The sequence below is a fragment of the Blastochloris sulfoviridis genome (assembly GCF_008630065.1).
Lineage (GTDB): Bacteria > Pseudomonadota > Alphaproteobacteria > Rhizobiales > Xanthobacteraceae > Blastochloris > Blastochloris sulfoviridis.
The window spans coordinates 1-21,820 of sequence record NZ_VWPL01000003.1; the positions used below are offsets into that span (position 1 = coordinate 1).

The window sequence follows — 21,820 nt, forward strand, 5'->3', positions numbered from 1 at the left end:
CCGGCCGGCGTCAAAATCACCGACGCCGACCTTGAAGCCGTCAACCTCACCCGCCACGACTTCCACGGCGAGTGGAACTACACCATCAGCCCAAACTCACTCGGTTCGGAGCGATAATTTTCGGTCGATGCCTAAGTTGGAAGGCGGACGCTCCGTTTGATAGACGGCGCGGATGATGACAAAGAAGACGAGACGGAAGATTGACGCGGCGCTGAAGGCCAAGATCGCGCTGGAGGCGGTGCGTGAGCAGGCGACGGTGGCGGAGCTGGCGCAGCGCTACGAGGTCCACCCCAACCAGATTTATGCCTGGAAGAAGCAGCTTCTCGACCATGCGGCTCGAGCGTTCGACCCGACGGTTGGGCTGGATGCCGAGAAGATGGCACAGAAGACAGTGGACGATCTCTATGCCAAGATTGGCCAGCTGACGGTGGAGCGGGATTTTTTAGTCAGGAAGTCCGGCAGATGAGCGCTCCGGACCGCCGACAGATGCTCGATCACGACGACAAGACGGTGTCGATCCGCCGGCAATGCGTGCTGCTCGGGGTGGCGCGCTCGAGCGTCTACCGGCCCGAGCGGCCGGCGAATGACAACGATCTGGCCCTGATGCGGCGGATCGACGAGCTGTTCACCGCCTAGCTGTGGCGCGACAATCAAAATGGCCTCATGCGCGACAATCAGGATTCCTCACCACTTCGGGGATATCAAACTGTGATTGCATCGCAGGTTCAATTGTTCGCCCGACGCTTCTGGCTGTAAATCCTGGCCCTTCTGGCCACCGCCGCTGGCGGCTTCGGGATTGACAGCCAGAGACGCCGGACGCCCTGTTCCACCATGAGATGTGCCGCCGATTGTCGCTGAAGATGCTCTCCTAATTGTCGCGCGACACACTTGGCCCGGCTTGAGATCAACGCATCGACAAGGCCCGCATCCACCGCCGAACCGACGCGTTGAACCGCCCGATCGCCTCGATGTCGACACGGTGCCCGAAACTCGCGCGCGCGACGATCAGAACATTGTGCATCGCTGTCTCCCAGGTTCACGGGATGCGAATCAGAACCGGATTTCAGCTTTGCATCATTGATTGACGGTACCATGACGCCGCACACAGATATGCCCGCTTTACGTGCGTTACTACGCGGGGTGGCGGGTCTCAAATGAACCCAGCGCCAGCTAGCGCATTCTCCGCAAAAGTGGGAACCGATTTTGAGAAAGAGAATGCGACAACTCAAGAAGTTAGAGCGCCCGATCTGATGCAGTCAGATCGGATCGCGCTATACCGGGATCCTTCACAAGACCACCGACGACGGGAAACCCGCGCAGATGCCGCGGATGGATGCCGCCGGCCTGAGGCGCCGCTCTATTTCGTCGATGCCACCCACCCCTCCTATACCGGGCGGCCGGCGCATGGCTGGCTGCGCAAAGGCGAAACCCGCGAGATGAAGTCCAACCACGGCCGCACCCGCCTCAACATCAACGGCGCGTTGTCGTGGCCGACGCGCGAGCTGGTCCACCGCGAGGAAGACCTCATCACCTCCGCGGCGATGATCCGCCTGTTCGACGATCTTAACGCCCGCCATCCCGGCCCCGCGCCGATCACGGTGGTGCTAGACAATGCCACGTACAATTGCTCGCGCGAACTCAAGGCCTCTGGACAAGCCAGATTGCCGCCTGAAGCTGGTCTATCTGCCGTCCTGCGCACCCAACCTGAACCTGATCGAGCGCTTCTGGCATTTCATGAAGCGCAAGGTGCTGTTCAACAAGGCCTCCGGCAAGTTCGCCCTGTTCAAACAGGCCTTCGACGACTTCTTCCAAAGCCTGCCGGCCTACGCCGCTGACCTCGCCAGCCTGATCACCGACCGCTTCCACCTCATCGGCCAGCCAAACTCAGGGATTCCATCGGCGTAGCGGTACAAGAACGCACTCCTTCACTGCACGACCGCCGGATCTACGCCGCTCCCCCCTTGGTCACGAGAGCTTCGCGGGTCATCGCCCGCTCGCCCTGGTCGGCTGCGCCTTCTATCCGGTTCTTGTTCATCGGCCCGCAGCTTCGCTCCACGCTTCCTCCCCACGGTCGGTCGCCCTCCCGCAGTCGCGCTTCACTTCGCTCGCTGTGACCAGCTTACGGTGGGACTTGCACCCACAAGAGTGCGCCCATGCTGGGCACACCAACGAAAAACGCCGGGACACGGGTCCCGGCGCTTCTCTGGAGTGCGGGGCGCTAAGTGCGCCCCGCACTGTTCAGGATCACTTCGCAGCAGCCTTCACCGGACCAAGTTCCGGATAATCCTTCATCCGGCTTGCTCCGAACAGCGGCTTCGTCACGCCCTGGTGGCAAGTCCGGCAGTCCGCCATCGGCGCCTCGCCCTGCGCACCCAGCCGGTTGGCCGGATAGACGGGCTTCAGCGGCGTCAGGAAGTTCATGTTGAGGTCACGAACCAGACGAATGCCGTGCCAAGCAATGGCGCGTTGCGGCGTGCTCTTCTTACCCCAGGACTCGAAGGTCTGGGGGTTGTGGCAGAAGGTGCAGTTCGTTCCGATGGCATCCGAGATGAACATCATCAGCGCGAAGGTCGAATACGCATCCGCCATCGAACGGCGTTCCATGCCGCGGCTGACGCCGACCGGCGGGAGCGCGGTCTGCGGCACGAAGCGAATCTCGCGCTTGTCATTGGCCAAGTACATCGCGAACGGATCGTAATTGAGAGCCGAATAAGCGGTATTCTTGGCGAGACGGACGATCTGACCCGAATTGTCCGCTTCGACGAAGGTCGGCTTGACCGCGTTGTCGAGCGGCAGGCGCGGTTCGAGGTAGCGGATATAGGGCGGCACCGGCCGGCCACGATGGCAGGTGTAGCAGGTAACGCCGGTCTGGGCGACGTGACTCGACCAGTCGGTGTTGATGTGCCGGGTCATCTCCAACATGCGCCGCGACACCTGGTACGTATACTTGGCGTCGGAGGCGAGGTCGGCTTCGTCGTGGCAGTAGGTGCAGCCTTCCTTCGGCGCCACCCACTCGGTCATGGCGGTCATCGTCCGCAGGAACTCGGGTTCGGTAAGGTCACCGAGCACCTTGACGTTCTTGTAGACCTTGCTGACCGGCGGGCCTTCCGCCTTCACCGCCGGCTGCGCCGGCGGGTACTGCGCATCACGTTCCTTCTTCGCCTTGACCGTCGCCGGGTGGAGAACTTCACCCATGGACAGGCCACGGAAGCCAGTCTGAGTCGAAATGGCCGGGGGCGGCTCGAAACATCCGGACACGAGCGACGCCAGCGCGACGGTCGCGACCGATTTTGCGATCATGTGTTTCATTGCGGCACTCCCGTCAGCGTACGAGGATCGAACGTGCCGGCACGCGGATCGGGCGTGGCGGGCAGGAACGCCGGATAATCCGGAGCCGCGCCGTGCTTGACACACCAGAGGTACCAGTTGTCGACGAACGTGCCGGTGAGAAGGATACCGACGGAGGCAGAGAACATCACCATGAACGAGAAGAACCAGCCCCAACGGTGGATCGACTCAACGGTGGCGTTGAAGCCCATCGTCCAGCGCCAGAACAGTGCCGCACGCTCGACAGCGGTGCCCCGGTCAACGGTCTGCTCGACTTCACGATCGCCGCCGAACCGGGCAACAGCCAGGATGGTGGCGCCGTGGGCGGCGAACAGCAGGCCGCAGCCATAGGCGAAGCCGATCGCAAACCCATGCCACGGGCAATAGTAGAAGTTGCCGTAGCGCATCGAGAACGCGGTCAGCCAGTCCAGGTGCGGGAAGATGCCGAACGGCACGGCTTCCGACCAGCTTCCAACCAGCACGGGATGGAAGAAGCCGATGCAGAGCACGAAGAAGATCGCCATGGCGAAGTTCCAGGCGATGTGGGTGCCGAGGCCAAGCGCCCGCGCCCGGGAGTAGACCCGGACCCACCAGCAGCCGAGCGACAGCGTCATCATCAGGCCGGCCATCAGCCACCATCCGCCGTCATTCAGCGGAGGAATGCCCATGCCGTACTGAGCCTTCGGAGGATAGAGCCCCAGCCAGAAGAACTGGCGGAAGAACTGCATCGGGTCGAAGCTCACCTGGGCCAACATGTTGAACCCGATGATGAGCAGCGCGACCAAGCCGAACGTGATGCCACCGATGCCGGAGGCACCAAGATAGACGGGACCGATCTGAGCGTCGCCGATACGGCCGAGCCACTTGATGAAGAACGGCTTGCCGACGCGATCGATGTCGCCCCACTGACCCGAGGGACCGAAATGGTCCGGCCCGCGAGCCTGGATTTGAGTGTAGATGGTCTGGAAGTCAGCCATTGTGCGCCCCCCTTAGCTCCAGAACGGAATGTCGAGCCACCAGCCCCACCACTCCGGCCAGCCGCGGGTCCAGAACGGACCACTGGCGATGGTGCCAACGGCGCCCGTCAGGAAGATGTTCGAGGCCAGGAACAGGCCAAGACGATGGATGGCGAGCGCACCAATCGAGTAGCCGACGACATCGCGGAAATACGCATTCTCGTGTTCCGCGGTCTTCACCCGGTCGCCGTCGCCAGGGTTGGTCACCGACAGGATCAGGCCGCCGTGCAGACCCAGCGCCGCCGCATTGGCGAACAGGAACGACACAGACGACATGTGACCGGGGTTGTAGTGCCAGTTGAGATACTGGAACCCGAAATTGTTCACCCAGTCGAGATGGCTCAGGATGCCGTAAGGAAAGGCAAAACCCCACCCGCCCATCAGGATCGGGCGAAACACCTGCAGAACGCAGAACATGAAGATCGGAACGCAGAAGGCGAGCGGGACGTGCCAGCCCATTCCGAGCTTCCGGGAGATTTCAACCTCGCGCAGCATCCACGAGAAGAATGCGCCGAGTGCGCAGACCGTGATGGCCTGCCAGAAACCGCCTTCGAGCAGCGGCGCCGCCGCGAACCCGTACTTCAGGTCAGGCGGGTTGATGCTGATCGCGAAGGGATCCCAAGTCGGCCCCTGAGAGGCCGCATAGCCGATGAAACAAATGCCGAGGGAGGCGAAGAAGATTGCCGAAACTCCGAAGAAGCCGACATAGAACGGCCCCACCCAGAAATCGAACAAATCTCCCCCGATCAGCGTCCCCCCGCGGACGCGATACTTTCTCTCAAAGCTGAGCAGTGCCATTGCTCTGTCCTCCGCTTGAGGGGCGTTGCCAGCGCCACCTCGCCCCTGAATTTGGGTGGCGGGCGAAGCCCCACCGGGCCACGCCCACCACCCGACCTTCCGCCCAATTAAACGGGTTCAGGTCAGCCGACAGCCGGCGGAACGACCACGAGCGACGCGGCCGGCAGCCCGCGCTGGAATTCCCACCAGTTCAGACGGTTGGTGCTCAGCAGACCGAAGTGGATCAGCAGAGCGATGACCGTCAGGTAGATGAACAGCGCGGTCAGAACCCGACGCGGATCAAGGATGAGCCAGAGCTTCCACGAAGCGCTGCGAGGAGATTCGTTAGCCATGTGTCAGTCCTCCGCTCAGACGAGATACGAAAGCGCCGTGGTGACGCCGTCCAGATTCACCCAGCCCTTCGGAATGGGCGCGATCCACGGACGAGCAGTCCACACCAGATAGTGAACGATCACGGCGGTGGCGAGGTACAGCACCATGCTGGACACGAACACGCTGTGGAATTCCTTGGCTTCTTCTTCTGTCAGCCCTGTCAGGCTCGGTTTCAAGTCAGCCATTTCGATACCCTCATCAATGCGGGCCTTGCGGCCGTCACCGCGCATGTCCCGCGCGGCAGGGATCACCGTGACGTTGCCACGGCAAATTCTCCACCCGGCAAGCCAAGTGAAGACCTTCAGTCGATTCGACCCCTCGGCGAACCGAGACATCGAACCGTCGTGAGGAAGGAGCGACCAACCGCGCGTTTACGCGGCCTGTCCCCCGACGAGTGCGGCACGAGCGCGGGCAACGCACGCGACCGTAACCAGCTCCTCCCCCGCTGCTCGCGCATCTCGTTCGGCAGCGTCGCGTAGACGCTTGACGGCCGAGGTGCGGATCAGCACCGGTAGCGCTTCGACAGACTTGTCTAGCGCGATTCTCGCGTCGTCGTGCCAGGGCATTTCATCATGCAGCCGGGCCGGCGTCGCCTCAACTTTATCAAGTTCCGTGCCGAGCGGAAGGATGTTGAACAGCGCATCGTAAAGACCGTTACACACTTCCTGCACGACATAGGTGGCCCCGGCGTATCCCATGAAGGGCGTGCCGGTATGCCGCCGCACGATCGCACCGGGAAACGACGCGGGAATGAAGATTGCCCGCGAACGGATTTCGGCGAGATACATGCGCTCATTATAGCTGCCGAACACGATCAAGGGCGTGGCGCCCTGGACCGCCTGGCGGACCGCGTCGTTGTCGGGCTTCACGCCCGGTCGCCGCGGGAAGGAGAAGCTGCACACTAGCCCCATTTCCTCCTCAAGGAAATGCCGAAGACCACGTGCATACGTCTCGTTCGCACAAATTCCGAAGCTCGACGTGCCAAAAAAGTCCTGCGTCATCGACCGCCACAGATCCCACAGCGGACGGATCGTGGTGCGCTTCTCGCGGGCGATGAACGGCTCGGCATTGAGCCCGACCAATTCGCCCAGTTTGCGCAGGAAAGCCGTGGTCGAATGCAGCCCGATCGGCGCCTGCAGATACGGCCGTCCGAGCGTCTCGCACAGCATGCGGCCGAACTCGCGGTACATGCAGATATTGACGTCGGCATCGGCCAGCCGCGGGATGTCGGCAAGGTGGCTCCCGAGCGGGAACACCAGATTGACCTCGCAGCCGAGCCCCTCGACCAGCCGCTTCATCTCGGCGATGTCCGAGTACATGTTGAAGGTGCCCAGCACCGCGCCGATGATGTTGACGCGCGGCTTCTGGCCTTCCTTGCGCGGCTTCGGATCCGGCACGCGCTTGAGGCCGAATTCCGACCACAGCCAGTTCAAGGCGCGGTCGGAGCACTGCCACTGATCCTCGTCGATCGTGCGCGCCAGGAAGCGCTTGAGATTCGTTCCCTCCGGCGTCACGCCGCCGCCGATCATCTCGGCGATCGAACCGGTTAGCACCACCGCCGGCAGGCCGGGATCGAGCGTCCTGTGCGCCCGAATCATCGACGCCTCGGTGCCGGTCTGGCCGAGCTGCTCTTCCGCCAAGCCGGTGACCACCACCGGCAGCTCGTGCGGCGTCACCACGTCGGTGTAGTGCAGAACCGCCGACACCGGCAGGTTCTCGCAGCCGACCGGGCCGTCGATCACCACCTGCAGGCCCCTCACCGACGAGAAGACGTACGCCGCCCCCCAATAGCCGCCCGCGCGATCGAGATCGAGAACGAGCATCACCCGACCTCCTCGGCCTTGCGCTGCTTCGCCTGCGCGGCGAGCCGGCGCCGGTACGCCTCGCGGAATTCGGGTCGCTCATCCTCCTCGGCCTCGCCGATGCCGGCGAAGAATTCGCTCATTTTGTCGAATCGCGCCTTGTTGTTGATCGCCGCATTGATGAGCCTGGCCAGCGAGCCGGCCCCGGCGGCGCCGAACATCGGCAGCGTCGAGATCAGATTGGTGAAATAGATCGAGGGAATCGACAGTTCCTTGGCCTTCTGCACCATCGGCGTGGTGCCGATGGCGAGGTCCGGCCGGAACTCGACGATGGCCGCCAGATCCTGCTCGTGCGTGGCGCGGAACTGCACGTGGACGCCCCTCGACTCGAGCCAGTCGCGATCGGCCTCGGACCAAGGCGTGCGCGGACAGGCGGTGCCGACATAGCGCACATCCGCACCGCTTTCCACCATGAGTCGCGCCACCAGAAGCTCGGAGCCCTCGTATCCGAACATGGTTATGCGACCGTGAATGCGGGCACTGTCCAGCGCCGCGCGGATCGGCGGCAGGAGCTTGTTCTTCGCGGCCTCGACCACCGGCCGCGGCACGTCGCAGGCCGCGGCGATCGCATCGATCCACGCCGCCGTGCCCTCATAGCCGACAGGCGCCGACCCCACCGCCTTGCGGCCCGCAGCCTCGAACTCGCGCAGCACGTTCGTGTAGATCGGATGGATCGCCGCCACCACGCCGCAATCGAGCGCCGCATAGAGCTCGCGCCATTCGGCGGTCGGCACCGCCGGCCCGGCGGCGAGACCCAGCGGCGCCAGCATCATGCCGATGTTCACCGGATCGGCCGGGAACATCTCGCCGAGCAGCGTCACCGTCGGACGGTCGGCACGGCCGCCGCGCGGCGCCTGCACCGGGCCCTGCTCGGCCTCGTGGCGGGCGCGATTGAGCATCGCCGCCGCCAGGATGTCCTTGGCCTCGGCGTGGGTGCCGGTGCCGAAGCCCGGAACGTCGATGCCGATGATGCGCACGCCATTGACCTGCTTGGGCAGCAGCCGCAGCGGCACGCCCGCCGCGGTCGGCACGCACAGATTCGTCACAATGATCGCGTCGTACTTCGCCGGATCGGCGAGCTTGTGGACCGCCTCGTGAATGTCCTCGAACAGCTTGCCGGTGACCAGCGTCTCGGAATTGAACGGCACGTAGCCGACCGTGCGCCGCGCTCCGTAAAAATGCGAAGTGAAGGTCAGCCCGTAGACGCAGCAGGCCGAGCCGCACAGCACCGTCGCGGTGCGCCGCATGCGCAGGCCGACGCGCAGCGAGCCGAACGCCGGACACATGGTCTGCGGCTGGTCGTGCGGCGCCTCGGGCGTCGTAGCACCGGACTGCACGGCATCGCGGAACGGCGTAATGGCGCCGGACCGGCAGCCATGCACGCCCTGGGCAGGCGCGCCCGGAATAGGCGCGCTCTGGGACGGCGCGCCCTGGATTTGCGCGCCTTGGAGAGGCGCGCCTTCGGACGGCGCGCCTTGGAAAGCAGCGACGTCGACGCGTGGCAGATCCCCCGCACCTGCCACGACGTCGACGCGCGGCGTCGGGCCGGCTGACGCCGGCTCACCGCCTCGGGCGGTGTCGATCGGAACACTGTCGGCTGCCCTCATGGCGTCCTCTGTCCCAATCACACCGTATCGTAAATCACTTCGAGCGACGGCTTCTCGATCACCGCCGACCCGCACATGTCTTCCATCGTCGCCGGCTCGAGCACCACGTCGCGACCGACGGCCTCGCTCGTGAACAGGCCGAGCAGCTCGTCCTGGCTCAGCGGCTTCGGCCGGATCGGCGGCGCCTCGGCGACGCTGCCGGCGAGCCCCTCGAACAGCGGCGCCCAATGGCCGCCCGGCTTGCCGACGATCTGATAGGCCGCGCTCTTGCGGCGGATGTCCTCGTCCGCCGGAATGGCAGCAAGCACCGGAATGCCGGCGGCCTGCGCGAAGGCGTGCGCCTCGCCGGTGCCGTCATCCTTGTTGATGACCATGCCGGCCACGCCGACATTGCCGCCGAGCTTGCGGAAATACTCCACCGCCGAGCAGACATTGTTGGCGACGTACAGCGACTGCAAATCATTGGAGCCGACGACGATGACCTTCTGGCACATGTCGCGGGCGATCGGCAGCCCGAAGCCGCCGCACACCACGTCGCCCAAAAAGTCGAGCAGGATGTAGTCGAAGCCCCAGTCATGGAAGCCGAGCTTCTCCAGAAGCTCGAAGCCATGGATGATACCGCGCCCGCCGCAGCCGCGCCCGACTTCCGGACCGCCGAGCTCCATGGCGAACACGCCGTCGCGCTTGAAGCAGACGTCGCCGACCTTCACCTCTTCGCCGGCTAATTTCTTCTTCGCCGAGGTCTCGATGATGGTCGGGCAGGCCCGCCCGCCGAACAGCAGCGAGGTGGTGTCGGACTTGGGATCGCAGCCGATCAGCAGCACCTTCTTGCCCTGCTGGGCCATCATGTAGCTGAGATTGGCGAGCGTGAAGCTCTTGCCGATGCCACCCTTGCCGTAGATGGCGATGATTTGCGTCGTCTTGCTCGGCGCCGCGGTGGACACCGGATCGGGCTCGATCGCCGCCTCCGCCCGCAGACGGGCATCGACAAGCGGCTGCAGCGACACTGCTCTGGCGGGGGGCGTCATGAGCAGGATCTCCAGTCGAGAACCATTTTAAGGCAGGTCGGATCGTTGAACGCGGTCCGATACGCCTCGGCGGCATTTTGCGCATCGTCGCGATGCGTGATCAGCCCGTCGAGCGACAAACGCCCGGACTCGATCAACTGTTTCACCGCCACGAGATCTTCCGGACGCCACTCGGCGGCGACGCGGATGCGCGCCTCGCGCAGGAAGGCCGGCGGGAAATTGAAGCGCAGCGGCTCCTCATAGAAGCCGGCAAGCACGATCTCGCCGCACGGCGCGAGACGCGCGATCAGCGTATCCAGAATCGCCGGATCGCCGCTGACGTCGTAAATGGCGTTGTAGTCGTTGCGGGTATCCTCGGACGGGTCGAGCACGCGATAGCGCGTTCCGCCCTCGGCCCGCGTGGGGTTGCGCTCCCACACCACCGCCGGCCCGCCCGACAGCAGCGCCAGACGCGCCAGCAGGCGGCCCAGCACGCCGTGCCCGACGATCAGGTCCGGATGGCGCGCGCCTTCGGCGTGGGTGGCGTGATAGGCGGTGGCGGCAAGCGCCAGCAGCACGCCCTGCTCGCCAAGCTGCTCGTCGATCGGCAGCGCCCGCGACGCCGGCACCACGAGACGGGCGGCCGCGCCGCCGAACAGGCCGCGCACCTCGCCATAGCAGCGGGCACCCGGAACGAACACGCGCTCGCCGATCCGTCCGGCGACATTGGCGCCGCCGGCGGCGATGCGCCCCACCGACTCGTAGCCGGGAACCAGCGGATAGCCCATGCCCGGGAAGGGTGGCATGCGGCCGGAATAGAACAGCCGCTCGGTGCCGGTGCTGATCCCGCTCCACTCGATGTCGACGACCACATCGTCGTCGCCCGGCGGCGTGAGCGCGAGACGGCTCAGGACGAGCTGTTCCGGCTCCTGTAGCACCACGGCGATCGTGTTCATCCAGACACCTAGTAACGGGACACAGAGCGGCTACACAACGAGCGGCTACGCACTGTAGGGTTATTGTCACTCTAACTTGACGACCCCCCATGTCAAGCGTGACTTACGCCCCCGAACCGCCGCCTGAACCCGCCCCTCGCCGTGCCCGCAAAAATCCACCAAAGCCTTGCGGCATAACGAATCCGGGCGAAACCCCTTGGCAGCAAAAGGGTATTCGGTTCCGCCCGACCGCCTTGCCGTCGCCCCTCTCCGGACGGTGCCGGGGTGGGTAGGTAGAAGCCGAAATTGACTCTTGCCGATCCCTCGCGAAGCCCGCCCGTTACCTCTGACAAGCCGGCCTGACACGCGCCGGCGCCCGTCTTCGGATACCGCCGGCGGCGATCGTCGTCCCGGGACCGGCCTCCGTCGTCGTCCCGGGCGCGCGAAAGCGAGACCCGGGGCCCTTCGCAGGAAAGCGGCCTTTTCGGATGACGATCCCGGATCGCGCGGCTTTCGCCGCTTGCCCGGGATGACGACCGAAATGCGGATGTCGGAATGCGGATGTCGGAATGCGTAGGGCGCAATAGCGTCAGCGTATTGCGCCAGGAACGCCGGGATATCAGACTGGCGGAATACGCTACGCTATTCCGCCCTACGAAACGTCGGTCCGACGAAACGAAAACGCCGCTCAGGCCGCGCGCAGCGCCAAGCTCTTGGGCAGGAAGCGCTTGCCTTCCAGCGAGATCAGGCCGCGCAGCTCGTTCGCCCGCGGGCAGGCCGGGATGGAATCGACGGCCGCCGCGACCAGCGTGTCGAAGCGCTGGATGGCGCCGGTCACCCCCAGCTCGCGCGCCGCACTCGGGCGGCCGAGCTCGGCGTCCCGGCCGGCGGGCTTGCCGATCTCCTCGGCGTCGGCGGCGACGTCGCGCAGATCGTCGGCGACCTGGTAGGCCTCGCCCAAACGCTCGCCCAGCGCCCGCCACGGCTCGGCGTCGTGGCCGGCGGCGGCGGCGCCGGCCACGGTGGCGGCGGCGAACAGGGCGCCGGTCTTGGCGCGGTGATAGGCGGTCAGTTCGACCTGCGGCTCGCACTCCCAGGCCTGCCCGGCGATGATGCCGTGGGGCGAACCGACGGCGCCGCTGACGATCGGCAGAAGCCGGGCCAGCCGCTCGGGCGAGGCGGCGGCGCCGCGGGCCAGCGTCTCGAACGCCAGCACGATCAGCGCGTCGCCGGCCAGCACCGCGACGTTCTCGCCATAGACCTTGTGCACGGTCGGCTTGCCGCGCCGGATCGGCGCGTCGTCGAAGCACGGCAGGTCGTCATGGATCAGCGAGGCGCAATGCAGAAGCTCGATGGAGGCGGCTGCGGCATCGGCCAGCGCCGGGTCGTCGTCGCCGCACGCCCAGGCCACCGCCAGACACAGCCGCGGCCGAATCCGCGCCCCACCCGGAAACACCCCATAGCGCAGCGCCTGCGCCAGGGTCGGCGGGCACCCCTCGGCCTCCGCCGTGACCAGGGCCGCTTCCAGGGCCTCCTCAATGCGCGCCATCGGATCCATGATGCACTCCGCCTGGAAGGCCCAGCAGTGTCACAATGTTTTGTCAGCCGCAGGTGTCAAACAGGATGGACAGGCCGCGAAGTGGTGTCAATGAGCAATCTGCCGTGGCTCCGGCCGCCCCGCCGGCCCGTCCGGCGCGCGTCGACATCCCGCGCATGAACCGCCGGCGCCGCTTTACCGGACGGTAGGAAAAACCCGTCACATCAATCCCCGGCGCAACAGGGAGCCGGCGCGTGATCGAATCCTGGCTTGATCTCCCCACGGCGGGGATGTTTGCCGTGCTGGTCGCCTTCTATGCGGCGACCGGCACGCTGTTCGTCTGGCTCACCTCGTCCTCGCCGGTGCACGGCAAGTTCAAAACCTTCGTCGGCGTCGCGGCCCCCTTCATCAGCACGGTCAGCGTGCTGTTCTCGCTGCTGACCGGCTTCCTCGCCAGCGACATCTCCGACCGCAACCGGCAGGCCTGGCGGGCGGTCCACAGCGAGTCCAGCGCCACCGAGACACTTCATACTCTGAGCCTGACCGCGGGCGACGACATGGCCCGCATCCGCGGCCCGCTCCGGGTCTATCTGCAGTCGGTGCTGACCGACGACTGGCCGCGCATGGCCGACGGCGACCGCGCCCCCGACACCGACGCCGCCTTCGAAGCCCTGCTGCGCGAGGTGAGCAACCCCAAGGTCGCCCAGGCCGCCGGCCCGGCGGTGCATGCCGCGCTGCTCAATGCGGTGATCCGCATCCGCGACGCCCGCGCCGACCGGCTGGCGCTGGCCTCCGACCGCACCAACGACATCAAGTGGCTCACCGTGCTGATCCTGGGGATCATCACCCAGTTCGCCATCGCGCTGGTGCATCTGGAGCGGCCGCGCGCCCATGGCGCCGGGGTCGCGGTGTTCTCGCTCGCCGCCATCGTCGCGCTGGGGCTGATCGCGCTGCAGGAGCACCCGTTCAACGGCGCCATCCGCATCTCGCCGGCCCCCTTGGAGAACGCCCTGGCAACCGTTTCCAGGCCCGGGTGAGTCTGTCGGAACCCGGATGACGCTGCGGCCGCGCCAGGGTAGAGGCAGCCGGGCACCGCAATCTGTCAAGCGGGCGAGACATGCGGGGTGACGCGGCAGGCTGACACATGCTAGCGTGCCGCCGCGTCCCGGGAGCAAGCGTACCGTCATGCCGGCGAACGGAACACCCCTTCGGGTATTTCTGACCAAGCCATGCGGCGTCTGTGCGGGTGTTCGCCGCGCGGCAGAGACCGTCGAGCGGGCGCTCGCGGTCTATGGGCCGCCGGTCTATGTCCGGCACGAGATCATTCATGACCGCCACGTCGTCGACGGCCTGCGGGCGCGCGGCGCGGTGTTCGTCGACGACCTCGCCGAGGTGCCCGATGGCGCCCTGGTGGTGTTCGGCGCCCACGGCGTCGCCGAGGACATCGAGCACGATTGCGAGCGGCGCGGCCACGACGTGGTCGACGCCACCTGCCCGCTGGTGCTGAAGCTCCACAAGGAGGCGCGCCGCTTCGCCGAGCGTGCCTACGATGTCGTGCTGATCGGCCGGCCGGGCGACGACGAGGTCGAGGGCATCGCCAGCCGCATTCCCGGCCGCGTCCATGTGGTGTCGCAGGTCGCCGATGTCGGCCGGCTGGAGGTCGCCGATCCCGCCCGCGTCGCCTGCATCATGCAGACCACGCTCGGCGGCGTCGATACCCAGGACATCGTCGCGGCCCTCAAGCACCGGTTTCCGCGCCTCGCCGCGCCGGACGGCGACGCCTGCTCGGCCGTCCATGACCGCCAGAAGGCGGCGCTCAGGCTCGCCCGCCGCGTCGAGGCGGTGTTCGTGGTCGGCACCTCGTCGTCGACCACCACTCGCCGCCTCACGGAGATCGTCGCCGCCAGCGGCGTGCCGACCCGGCTGGTCGAGACGGCCGCCGCGATCGATCCCGCCGCCCTCGACGGCCTGACCACGGTCGGCCTTGCCGCCGGCCCCTCCACGCCCGACGCGTTGATCGAGGCGGTCTTGGCGCGCATCAAGGCGCTGCGGGCGGTCGAGCTCGACGTGCTCGACGGTCCCGAGGAGCACGTCCGCTTCCGCCTGCCGTCCCGCCTGCGCCACGCCGGCGAGCGGCCCCAGGCGGCCGGCCCAAGCTCCGGCTACCCCGGTCCCGGCGGCGCCCCGCTCGGCCGCGGCGCCGCGCTGTCACAGGATCGCTGAAGCCTTGTCCACGACAGGTGGGAGCCGGTTTTTTGCGTCAGGACATGCAGGAGATCAAAAGCCAGGAGCGTCCGCTCGGCGACGTTCGGACCGGTGGAGCTTCGATGCGCCATCCGGCGCGGCGGGCCGGGTCTCGCAATCCGATCGCCAGGATCCCGGCCTCGACGGAGGACGCGGTCTGGCGCGCGTTTCAGCCCATCACGCCATGACGGCCCGGAAACCATGGGAGAGAGCGCCTTTGGCGGGAGCGGATGCCGATTCTGCGGGAAAGACCTGACAAGACAGACGGTTGGCGCTATTGCGCCAATCCGGATTCCGCTGGAGAACCGGCCGCGGAGTCTGTTTCGGACTTGATTGCTGCCGTCTTGCCGTCCACACCGCAGGCGGCTCGGCCCCATTATGTCGATCGGCCTACCGCGCCGCCCTACGGAGTGACCATGCGCGTCGTGTTTCCCTTCACCGCCATCGTCGGCCAGGAGGAAATGAAGCTTGCCCTCCTGATCGCCGCCGTCGACCCGTCGGTCGGCGGCGTGCTCGCCTTCGGCGATCGCGGCACCGGCAAGTCCACCGCCGTCCGGGCGCTCGCCGCCCTGCTGCCCAAGATGAAGGCCATCGTCGGCTGTCCCTATGGCTGCGATCCGGCCACGCCCGGCACCCACTGCTATTCGTGCCGCGAACGGGTGGCCAATGGCGAGACGCTGAAATCCAAGCAGATTCCGGTGCCGGTGGTCGACCTGCCGCTCGGCGCCACCGAGGACCGGGTGGTCGGCGCGCTGGATCTGGAGCGCGCTTTGGCCAAGGGCGAGAAGGCGTTCGAGCCCGGCCTCTTGGCCCGCGCCCACCGCGGCTTTCTCTATATCGACGAGGTCAACCTGCTGGAGGACCACCTTGTCGACCTGCTGCTCGACGTCGCCGCCTCCGGCGAGAACGTGGTCGAGCGCGAGGGCCTGTCGATCCGCCATCCGGCGCGCTTCGTGCTGATCGGCTCGGGCAACCCCGAGGAGGGCGAGTTGCGCCCGCAATTGCTCGACCGCTTCGGCCTGTCGGTCGAAGTCAAGACGCCCGAGGACATCAAGACCCGCATCGAGGTGGTCCGCCGCCGCGATGCCTTCGAGCACGATCCGGAAGGCTACGTCGCCCACTGGAAGAAGCACGACGAGAAGATCAGGAAGAAGCTTTCCACCGCACGCGAGCGCCTGCCCGACGTCAAGGTGCCCGACGCCGCGCTGGAGCGCGCCGCGACGCTGTGCATGTCGCTCGGCACCGACGGCCTGCGCGGCGAGCTGACGCTGATCCGCGCCGGCCGCGCGCTGGCGGCGCTCGACGGCGCCGACGAAGTCACCGACGACCAGCTCAAGCGTGTCGCGCCCTCGGCGCTGCGCCATCGCCTGCGCCGCAATCCGCTCGACGAGGTCGGCTCGACCGTGCGCGTCGAGCGCGCCGTGACGGAGATGTTCGGGGCATGAGCGAGCCGGCAGGCACCGCCTCGCCATGGGTGGACGCGGTCCGGGCCGCGGCGCTGTTTGCGGTCGATCCCATCGGTCTCGTCGGCATCGTGCTGCGCGCCCATGCCGGCCCGGTGCGCGACCGCTGGCTCGATCACGTCCGCGACCTCCTGCCCACGAGCGTGCCGGTGCGCCGGCTGCCCTTGCACATCACCGACGCCCGCCTGCTCGGCGGGCTCGATCTCGCCGCGACGCTCGCGGCCGGCCGGCCGGTGGCCGAGCAGGGCCTGCTCGCCGACGTCGATGGCGGCGTGCTGATCGCGGCGATGGCCGAGCGCATGGCCGGCGGCACCGCCGCGCGCCTCTCCGCGACGCTCGACACCGGCGAGGTGGTGCTGGAGCGCGACGGCCTCGCCATGCGCTTCGATACCCGCTTCGGCGTGATCGCGCTCGACGAGGGGCTCACCCCCGACGAGCGCCCGCCCGGCGCGCTGCTCGACCGGCTGGGCATCCGGCTCGACCTCTCGATGGTCTCCACCCGCGACGCCATCGAGCAGTTCTACGAATCCGAAGACATCGTCGAGGCGCGTGCGCGGCTGGCGTCGATCGCGGTGGGCGACGACGTCATCGAGGCGATGGTCGGCGTCGCCGTCCAGCTCGGCATCGATTCGCTGCGCGCCCCCCTGCTGGCGCTCGCCGCCGCCCGCGCCTCGGCGGCGCTGGACGAGCGCGACGCCATCGGGCCGGAGGATGCGGCGCTGGCCGCGCGCCTGGTGTTCGGCGCCCGCGCCACCCGCCTGCCGCCGATGGAGGAGCCGCCGCCGCCGCCCGACCAGCCCGACGAGGACGAGCCCGAGCCGCCCGACCAAAGCGAGGAGGAGGAGGCCGACGTCCAGCCGCTGGAGGATCTGCTGCTCGAAGCCGCCAAGGCGGCGATTCCCGCCGGCCTCCTGGCGCAGCTCAAGATGTTCGGCGGCCGCCAGCGCCAGCGCTCCTCCGGCAAGGCCGGCGAGCTGCACCAGTCGAAGCTGCGCGGCCGGCCGATCGGCTCCCGCCGCGGCGATCCGCGGGCCGGCGTGCGCATCAACGTGGTCGAGACCCTGCGCTCGGCCGCGCCGTGGCAGAAGCTGCGCCGCGGCGAGGCGGGCGAGCCCGTGCCCGTCGCGGGCAAGGGCAAGGGCAAGGGCGCGCCGGTGCGTCCCCAGCCGCGCGTCGAGGTGCGGCGCGACGATTTCCGCGTCACCCGCTACAAGCACCGCTCCGAGACCACCACCATCTTCGTGGTCGACGCCTCCGGCTCCACCGCGCTGAACCGCCTCGCCGAGGCCAAGGGCGCGGTCGAGCTGCTGCTCGCCGACTGCTACGTGCGGCGCGACCAGGTGGCGATGCTGGCCTTCCGCGGCAAGGACGCGGAGCTGCTGCTGCCGCCGACCCGCTCGCTGTTCCGCGCCAAGAAGTGCCTTGCCGCGCTGCCCGGCGGCGGCGGCACGCCGCTCGCTGCCGGCATCATCTCGGCGGCGCTCCTGGCCGAGGACATCCGCCGCCGCGGCCAGACGCCGACCATCGTCTTCCTCACCGACGGCCGCGGCAACATCGCCCGCGACGGCAGCCCCGGCCGCCCCAAGGCCGAGGAGGATGCGCTGGCCGCCGCCAAGCTGGTGCGCAGCGCCAACCTCACCGCGCTCCTGGTCGACAATTCCCCGCACGCCGAGCCGCGGGCGAGGAAGCTCGCCGGCGAGATGGGGGCGATGTATGTCGCGCTGCCCTATGCCGATGCCGGCGCCATCTCCGCCGCGGTGCGCGCGACCGTGCTGCCGGCCCAGCGCAACGGGGCGCCCGCGCGATGAGCAGGCTCGCGTGGAACCGCGACGGGCTCGATTGGCCGAACCGCTCGGCCAGCCGCTTCGTCCACGCCTCCGGCTTCGACTGGCACGTCCAGGTGATGGGCAACGGGCCGGTGCTGCTGCTGCTGCACGGCACGGGGGCAGCCACCCACAGCTGGGGCGGGCTGCTGCCGCTGCTGGCAGAGCATTTCACCGTGGTGGCGCCGGACCTGCCGGGCCACGGCTTCTCCAGCTTCCCGCGCACCAACAAGCTGTCGATCCACGGCATGTCGCATGCGCTGGGCGATCTGCTGCGGGCGATGAAGCTGTCGCCGGCGATCTGCGCCGGCCATTCGGCGGGAATGGCGGCAATCGCCCGCATGACGCTCGACAATCTGATCCAGCCGCGCCTGATCATCGGCATCAATGCCGCGCTGATGCCGTTCCGCGGGCTGGCGGGGCAGATCATCATCCCGATGGCCCAGCTTCTCTTCCGCAACCCGCTGATGGCCTATGTCTATGCGTGGAACGCCGATCCGGCGACGGTGGAGAAGGTGATCACCGCCACCGGCTCGACCATCGATCCCAAGAACCTGCAGCTCTATGTGCGGCTGTTCCAGAACCGCGGCCACGTCGCCGGCGCGCTCGGCATGATGGCGCGCTGGAACCTCACCCATCTGGTGCGCGACCTGCCGCGGCTGAAGACACCCGTCTCGCTGATCGTCGGACGCAACGACCGCACCATCCCGCCCGAAGAGGCCGCCGAAGTCACCGAGAAGCTGCTGCCGCACGCCAAGATCATCCCGGTCAAGGGCGTCGGACATCTCGCCCACGAAGAAAATCCCAGGGAAATCGCCCATGTCATCGTCGAGGAGGCCCGCGCCGCCGGCATCCTGGCGGCGTGACGTCATCGCCAGCCCTCCATCCCGGCCGCGCCGCGATGGGCGTGATTTGTGCCGGGACCGCGCGCGGCATTGCGACCGCGGTGGCGTGCGCACGGCGCGGCCCGCGGGCCGCAAGCCCCCCTTTCCAACAACACCCCGCCGACCCACTGACTGGTCCGCGCCATTCAGAGGAGAATTGTCGTGACCGTTGCCCCCGATCCGCAGCTCTTTTCCGCCAAGGCCGACCGGCGGCCCCACGCCGTGATCATCGGCGCCGGCTTCGGCGGCCTCGCCGCGGCCATCCGCCTCGGCGCGCGCGGCTATCGGGTCACCGTCGTCGACCGGCTCGACGGACCGGGCGGGCGCGGGCATGCGTTTCAGCAGGACGGCTATACCTTCGATGCCGGGCCGACCATCGTCACCGCGCCGCACACCTTCGCCGAGCTGTGGGAGCTGTGCGGCAAGAAGATGTCCGACCACGTGCCGCTGGTGGCGATGAACCCGTTCTACCGCGTCGTCTTCAACGACGGCACGACCTTCGACGCCTGTCAGGACAGCGAGGCGATGCGCACCCAGGTGGCCAGGCTCGCCCCCGCCGACCTCGGCGGCTGGGACCGCTTCATGGCCCACAGCGAGGCGCTTTTCCGCGACGTCTACCAGGAAGTCTCCGACGTCCCATTCCGCTCGATTTGGGATATGTCATTGATCATGGGCGCTGTCGTCCGGCTGCAGGGGTACCGCACGGTCTACGGTCTGGTCTCGCGTTACGTGAAGGATGAGCGGCTGCGCAAGGCGCTGTCGTTCCACCCGCTGTTCATCGGCGGAAATCCTTTCTCCACCACGGCCTTCTACTGTCTGATCACATTTCTGGAGAAGCACTGGGGCGTGCATTTCGCGATGGGTGGAACCGGCAAGCTGGCGGACGGTCTGGCCGACCTCATCAGGGGCCAGGGTGGCGTTCTGCGCTTCAACGAGGAGGTGGCGGCCATCACCCTCGACGGCCGGCGCGCCAACGGCATCAGGCTGGCCTCGGGCGAGACCATTGCCGCCGACATCGTGGTGTCGAACGCCGATTCCGCCTTCACCTATCGCCGCCTGCTGCCGCCTGAGGTACGCCGCCGCTGGAGCGACCGCAAGCTCGACCGCTCGCGCTATTCGATGAGCCTATTCGTCTGGTACTTCGGCACCAACCGCCAGTGGCCGGACGTGCCCCACCACACGATCCTGATGGGTCCGCGCTACAAGGACCTGCTCAAGGACATCTTCGACCGCAAGTTCCTGGCCTCCGATTTCAGCCTCTACATCTACCGGCCCACCGCCACCGACCCGTCGATGGCGCCCAAGGGCTGCGACAGCTTCTATGCGCTGTCGCCGGTGCCGAACCTGCAGGGCGACGCCGACTGGACGCAGGCCGCGGAGCCCTATCGCCAAGCGATCGAGGACCGGCTCGACAGCACCCTGCTGCCTGGGCTCAAGGGCTCGGTCGTCACCTCGCGGGTGGTGACGCCGCTGCACTTCCGCGACGAGCTTTTGTCCCTGAATGGCGCGGCGTTCGGTCTTGAGCCGATCATGTCCCAGAGCGCCTATTTCCGACCGCACAATCGCAGCGAAGACGTGGATGGCCTCTACCTCGTCGGCGCCGGCACCCAACCCGGTGCCGGTCTGCCGGCGGTGCTGGCCTCGGCGAAGATTCTCGACAAGGTGGTGCCCGATGCAAAACAATTGGTCTGACACTTCCTCGCCGGCCGAGAACCTGGCCCCACCCGACCTGGCCCCACCCGACCTGGCCCCACCCGATCCCTGCCTGGCGGCGGACGACGTCGCCGCCTGCCGGGAGCTGCTGCGCAACGGGTCGCGCTCGTTCTACACCGCCTCGATGGTGCTGCCGCCGACGGTGCGCACCGCCGCCTGCACGCTCTACGCCTTCTGCCGCGTCGCCGACGACGCGGTCGATCTCGGGGTCGACCGCTGCGCCGCGCTGGAGGCGCTGCGCGAGCGGCTGGATCGCGCCTATGCCGGCCGGCCGATGCCCGATCCGGTCGACCGCGCCTTCGCCGAGACGGTGGAACGCTATGCCGTGCCGCGGGCGCTGCCCGAGGCGCTGCTGGAAGGCTTCGCCTGGGATTCCGAGGGCCGCCGCTACGACGACTTTTCCGGCGTCGTCGCCTATTCGGCCCGTGTCGCCGCGGCCGTCGGCGCGATGATGACGGTGCTGATGGGCGTGCGCGCGCCCGACGCGATGGCGCGGGCCTGCGACCTCGGCGTGGCGATGCAGCTCACCAACATCGTCCGCGACGTCGGCGAAGATGCCCGCGCCGGGCGAATCTACCTGCCGCTCGACTGGATGCGCGAGGCCGGCCTCGACCCGGACGCCTTCCTCGCCGACCCGGTTTTCGACGCGCGGCTCGCCGCGGTGGTGAAGCGGATGATCGAGGCGGCCGACCGGCTCTATGTCCGCTCGGAGGCCGGCATCGCTCGACTGCCGCTGAGCTGCCGGCCCGGCATCTGGGCGGCGCGGCTGATCTATGCCGAGATCGGCCGCGAGGTGGCGCGCAACGGCTATGATTCGGTGTCGCAGCGGGCGGTGGTGTCGGCCGGCTGCAAGGCGCGCCTGCTCGGCCGGGCGCTGACGCTGGCGCCGCTGCCGGGACGCAGCGAGAGCGCGCCGCCGCTGCCGGAGGTCGCCTTCCTCGTCGATGCGGTGGCCGGCACGCCCGAGCCCACAGTCCAGCGCGGCGACGCCGAGATCGCCTGGTGGGACGTCAACGGCCGGGTGGCGGCGATGATCGACATGTTCGCCACCGTCGCCGAGCGCGAACGCGACCGCATCTGCGCCACGCATGGCATTCCACCGCTCGCCCGCGGCCGCGTCGACCGGACGCTCGGCGCGCGGTGAGAGCCGGCGGCGAAAGCCGAATCTGGCGCAACACGAACTTGGCGAAAGCCGCCCGTTGGAGCTTGGTGCGCACGGCCCGTTCCTGGGT

21 protein-coding genes and 1 pseudogene are annotated in these 21,820 nt (G+C 67.7%); 12 read left to right on the forward strand and 10 right to left on the reverse strand.

The window, feature by feature from the left end; genetic code table 11:
• The 5 genes and pseudogenes from F1193_RS02055 to F1193_RS17000 all read left to right on the forward strand — a co-directional run.
• A partial coding sequence (locus F1193_RS02055; RefSeq protein ID WP_150096018.1) for an ISAzo13-like element transposase-related protein occupies nucleotides 1-117 on the forward strand: 117 nt, incomplete at its 5' end.
• 55 nt (nucleotides 118-172) lie between these two features.
• Nucleotides 173-466 carry a transposase gene (locus F1193_RS02060; protein WP_150096019.1) on the forward strand — a complete coding sequence of 98 codons (294 nt, stop codon included), beginning with the start codon at nucleotides 173-175 and terminating at the stop codon, nucleotides 464-466.
• Entirely contained in the window at nucleotides 463-636 is a 174-nt protein-coding gene (locus tag F1193_RS16990) for a hypothetical protein (protein ID WP_170263274.1), read from the forward strand. Before F1193_RS02060 ends, F1193_RS16990 begins: the two co-directional genes overlap by 4 nt.
• A 614-nt stretch (nucleotides 637-1,250) precedes the next feature.
• Nucleotides 1,251-1,589, forward strand: a pseudogene (locus F1193_RS17740) (transposase); the annotation flags it as partial.
• A gap of 22 nt (nucleotides 1,590-1,611) precedes the next feature.
• Nucleotides 1,612-1,905, forward strand: a complete 294-nt coding sequence (locus F1193_RS17000) for a transposase (protein ID WP_170263277.1) — start codon at nucleotides 1,612-1,614, stop codon at nucleotides 1,903-1,905.
• A gap of 339 nt (nucleotides 1,906-2,244) precedes the next feature.
• Here F1193_RS17000 and pufC read toward each other — a convergent pair whose 3' ends face one another.
• The 10 genes from pufC to F1193_RS02120 form a co-directional block, all read right to left on the reverse strand.
• Nucleotides 2,245-3,309 (reverse strand): photosynthetic reaction center cytochrome PufC, encoded by a 1,065-nt coding sequence (gene pufC / locus F1193_RS02075; RefSeq protein WP_150096021.1) that lies wholly within the window; start codon nucleotides 3,307-3,309, stop codon nucleotides 2,245-2,247.
• The gene (gene pufM, locus F1193_RS02080; RefSeq protein ID WP_150096022.1) at nucleotides 3,306-4,304 is read right to left on the reverse strand and encodes a photosynthetic reaction center subunit M; all 999 of its coding nucleotides are present in this window, start codon (nucleotides 4,302-4,304) and stop codon (nucleotides 3,306-3,308) included. The genes pufC and pufM overlap by 4 nt, the downstream gene beginning before the upstream one ends.
• Nucleotides 4,305-4,316: 12 nt before the next feature.
• Entirely contained in the window at nucleotides 4,317-5,141 is an 825-nt protein-coding gene (gene pufL, locus F1193_RS02085; RefSeq protein ID WP_150096023.1) for a photosynthetic reaction center subunit L, read from the reverse strand.
• 122 nt (nucleotides 5,142-5,263) lie between these two features.
• Nucleotides 5,264-5,473, reverse strand: coding sequence for a light-harvesting antenna LH1, alpha subunit (pufA, locus tag F1193_RS02090; RefSeq protein ID WP_150096024.1), 210 nt, complete (start codon nucleotides 5,471-5,473; stop codon nucleotides 5,264-5,266).
• 15 nt (nucleotides 5,474-5,488) lie between these two features.
• Entirely contained in the window at nucleotides 5,489-5,698 is a 210-nt protein-coding gene (pufB, locus tag F1193_RS02095; RefSeq protein ID WP_126401981.1) for a light-harvesting antenna LH1, beta subunit, read from the reverse strand.
• Between the two features lie 186 nt (nucleotides 5,699-5,884).
• The gene (gene bchZ / locus F1193_RS02100; RefSeq protein ID WP_150096025.1) at nucleotides 5,885-7,336 is read right to left on the reverse strand and encodes a chlorophyllide a reductase subunit Z; all 1,452 of its coding nucleotides are present in this window, start codon (nucleotides 7,334-7,336) and stop codon (nucleotides 5,885-5,887) included.
• The gene (gene bchY, locus F1193_RS02105; RefSeq protein ID WP_425457197.1) at nucleotides 7,336-8,811 is read right to left on the reverse strand and encodes a chlorophyllide a reductase subunit Y; all 1,476 of its coding nucleotides are present in this window, start codon (nucleotides 8,809-8,811) and stop codon (nucleotides 7,336-7,338) included. The genes bchZ and bchY overlap by 1 nt, the downstream gene beginning before the upstream one ends.
• 188 nt (nucleotides 8,812-8,999) lie before the next feature.
• The gene (locus F1193_RS02110) at nucleotides 9,000-10,010 is read right to left on the reverse strand and encodes a chlorophyllide a reductase iron protein subunit X (RefSeq protein ID WP_150096027.1); all 1,011 of its coding nucleotides are present in this window, start codon (nucleotides 10,008-10,010) and stop codon (nucleotides 9,000-9,002) included.
• On the reverse strand, nucleotides 10,007-10,945 hold the full coding sequence (gene bchC / locus F1193_RS02115) for a chlorophyll synthesis pathway protein BchC (protein WP_150096028.1): 939 nt from the start codon (nucleotides 10,943-10,945) through the stop codon (nucleotides 10,007-10,009). Before bchC ends, F1193_RS02110 begins: the two co-directional genes overlap by 4 nt.
• A 667-nt stretch (nucleotides 10,946-11,612) precedes the next feature.
• A complete protein-coding gene (locus F1193_RS02120; protein WP_150096029.1) occupies nucleotides 11,613-12,482 on the reverse strand; it encodes a polyprenyl synthetase family protein in 870 nt (289 codons plus the stop codon).
• Nucleotides 12,483-12,715: 233 nt separating this feature from the next.
• On the opposite strand from F1193_RS02120, the gene F1193_RS02125 reads away from it, so the two are divergent.
• From F1193_RS02125 to F1193_RS02155, 7 genes are all read left to right on the forward strand, one after another.
• On the forward strand, nucleotides 12,716-13,498 hold the full coding sequence (locus tag F1193_RS02125; RefSeq protein WP_150096030.1) for a bestrophin-like domain: 783 nt from the start codon (nucleotides 12,716-12,718) through the stop codon (nucleotides 13,496-13,498).
• Between the two features lie 148 nt (nucleotides 13,499-13,646).
• A complete protein-coding gene (ispH, locus tag F1193_RS02130) occupies nucleotides 13,647-14,684 on the forward strand; it encodes a 4-hydroxy-3-methylbut-2-enyl diphosphate reductase (protein ID WP_150096031.1) in 1,038 nt (345 codons plus the stop codon).
• A 437-nt stretch (nucleotides 14,685-15,121) separates the two neighbouring features.
• Complete coding sequence (gene bchI / locus F1193_RS02135; protein WP_150096032.1) at nucleotides 15,122-16,150, forward strand: magnesium chelatase ATPase subunit I; 1,029 nt, start codon at nucleotides 15,122-15,124, stop codon at nucleotides 16,148-16,150.
• Nucleotides 16,147-17,976, forward strand: coding sequence for a magnesium chelatase subunit D (locus F1193_RS02140; RefSeq protein ID WP_150096033.1), 1,830 nt, complete (start codon nucleotides 16,147-16,149; stop codon nucleotides 17,974-17,976). The genes bchI and F1193_RS02140 overlap by 4 nt, the downstream gene beginning before the upstream one ends.
• On the forward strand, nucleotides 17,973-18,857 hold the full coding sequence (bchO, locus tag F1193_RS02145; protein WP_150096034.1) for an alpha/beta fold hydrolase BchO: 885 nt from the start codon (nucleotides 17,973-17,975) through the stop codon (nucleotides 18,855-18,857). Before F1193_RS02140 ends, bchO begins: the two co-directional genes overlap by 4 nt.
• Nucleotides 18,858-19,037: 180 nt before the next feature.
• Complete coding sequence (crtI, locus tag F1193_RS02150) at nucleotides 19,038-20,567, forward strand: phytoene desaturase family protein (RefSeq protein ID WP_150096035.1); 1,530 nt, start codon at nucleotides 19,038-19,040, stop codon at nucleotides 20,565-20,567.
• Nucleotides 20,548-21,732 (forward strand): phytoene/squalene synthase family protein, encoded by a 1,185-nt coding sequence (locus F1193_RS02155; protein WP_150096036.1) that lies wholly within the window; start codon nucleotides 20,548-20,550, stop codon nucleotides 21,730-21,732. The genes crtI and F1193_RS02155 overlap by 20 nt, the downstream gene beginning before the upstream one ends.
• Nucleotides 21,733-21,820: the final 88 nt, after the last annotated feature.